The organism is uncultured Thermomonas sp. (assembly GCF_937872235.1).
GTDB lineage: Bacteria > Pseudomonadota > Gammaproteobacteria > Xanthomonadales > Xanthomonadaceae > Thermomonas > Thermomonas beijingensis.
The window spans coordinates 1-1,106 of record NZ_CALMPC010000131.1 but is presented as its reverse complement, the minus strand read 5'-3'; the positions used below and the strand labels follow the sequence as shown (position 1 = coordinate 1,106).

At 59.6% G+C, this 1,106-nt stretch carries 2 protein-coding genes; both read left to right on the top strand.

All coding sequences use genetic code 11. The annotated features are described in order from the left end of the window. The first annotated feature begins 191 nt into the window (after positions 1-191). On the top strand, positions 192-662 hold the full coding sequence (locus QWB57_RS11200) for a hypothetical protein (protein ID WP_223627726.1): 471 nt from the start codon (positions 192-194) through the stop codon (positions 660-662). Between the two features lie 2 nt (positions 663-664). After that, the coding region (locus QWB57_RS11195) for a pseudouridine synthase (protein WP_288969588.1) at positions 665-1,106 on the top strand (442 nt) is incomplete at its 3' end.

Here is a 1,106-nt window from a genome sequence, read left to right as displayed (position 1 = left end):
TAATTTCTGCTGTCAGTGTGTGATCCGCGAAACCCGGCCGAGTGCCGGGTTTCGTTTTTTGTGATCACGGAGCCCGTTGGCGTCACGGTGTGAGTGACGGTGTTTTTTTCCACGATGCTTTTGCGTTGCAGCAAGATGCTTTCACCGCCTACACTGGCGGCATTCTTCGGGGAGCAGTGTTCATGATGTCGATCCAACGCGCAGTATGTGCAGCTGTCCTTGCCAGTGCGCCGTTGCTGGCGCATGCCGGTGGTGATGCCTGTCAAACCGATAGATTGACCGCAACACCTGTGCGCCCAACCTTGCTATCGCCGGTCGCCATTGAATTTGCCCCCGGCACCACACAGCTGGGTGGCGCCAATGGTGTGCTGGTGCAGTCGTTTGACGAAGCGTTGTCGGTAGATAATGTGTTGGTGCGAATTCGTGCAGATGGTTGCCGTGCGATGGCCAAGACCTTGACTCCGGCGAGTGCTGTCGGCAATGACGCGGCTGCCTACAAGCCGCAGACCGCGTTCGACAATACGCCGTGGCGCTTCAACATGACCCAGAATGGCAAACGCATGACTGCTGATGAATTTGATGCGTGGATGAAGGCACGCGGCGTGCGCGTGGTGGGCAAGAAAGATCCTGCAGCCGAGCCTGCCACAGCCCCAGGCAAGTAAGTTTGGTGGGCAAGCGCCTCTTGGTAACACCCCGCTTTGGGCTGGCGCGCGTATTGTCCAAGCGCGGCCTGTGTTCGCGTACGGAAGCACAGCGGCTGATCCGTGCCGGTCTGGTACGCCTGGATGGTCGTGTCATTGACGACCCTGAATTTCCGGTGCGCGATGTGCACGCTGCGCGGATCGACATCGAAAACAGCCGTGCGGTGGCCGCAACGCCGCGCTACCTGATGCTCAACAAGCCCCGCGGCTTGGTGACCACCACCCGCGATGAGCAAGGGCGCGACACCGTGTATCGCTGCTTTGAAGGTGCGCAGCTGGGTTGGATTGCGCCCGTAGGTCGATTGGACAAGGCCAGCGAAGGGCTGCTGTTGTTTACCAATGCCCCGGCTTGGGCGGCTCAAATCACTGACCCTGCCAATGGCCCCGACAAAACCTATCACGTGC